Source organism: Streptomyces gottesmaniae (assembly GCF_031845845.1).
GTDB classification, from domain to species: domain Bacteria; phylum Actinomycetota; class Actinomycetes; order Streptomycetales; family Streptomycetaceae; genus Streptomyces; species Streptomyces akebiae.
In genome coordinates this window covers 1-479 of sequence record NZ_JAVRFJ010000113.1, presented here as the reverse complement: position 1 = coordinate 479, position 479 = coordinate 1, and the positions used below count along the sequence as shown (strand labels likewise).

Annotated in this window: 1 protein-coding gene; it reads right to left on the bottom strand. The window is 66.2% G+C overall.

Annotated elements, in window-relative coordinates; translation table 11 throughout:
- The coding region (locus tag RM704_RS44630) for a hypothetical protein (protein WP_311593595.1) at nt 1-295 on the bottom strand (295 nt) is incomplete at its 3' end.
- Between the last annotated feature and the right edge of the window lie 184 nt (nt 296-479).

Below are 479 nucleotides of genomic sequence, written 5' to 3'. Positions count from 1 at the left end.
CCTTGTCCTCGATGTCATCGCCGTCGTACTCGTCGTCGTCCTTGTCGTCGATCGTCGCCTCGATGACCATCTCGACGGACAGCACCGGATCAGGGGTCGGGTTCGCCAGATGCAGTTGGACACCGCCGTCCGCTGCGTACTCAACCCACGTGCCGACCCGCGACGCCTGGTCGAGGCGCTTCCGCTCGGCGTCCTCGCGGGACTGTCCCAGTTGGTCACGCGAGACCATGGCGCCGTAGTAGGTCGCCACACCGGTGAACATGAGCGTGCCGATACCGGCCACGACCCCCATCACGGTGCCGAGCCGAACCCAGTCCGTGCGATGCCACAGGGAGACACGTGCCGCAGGCTCCTGAAGTCGCGTTCCGCGGCGTACGACATGCGGAGCGGATCGTTGTCGCGCCAGTCGCACCCTCGCCCGACGCTGGTTGCTCGTGTTGCTCACGCTCTTCCTTCCGTGTCGCAGACGAAGACGGCAC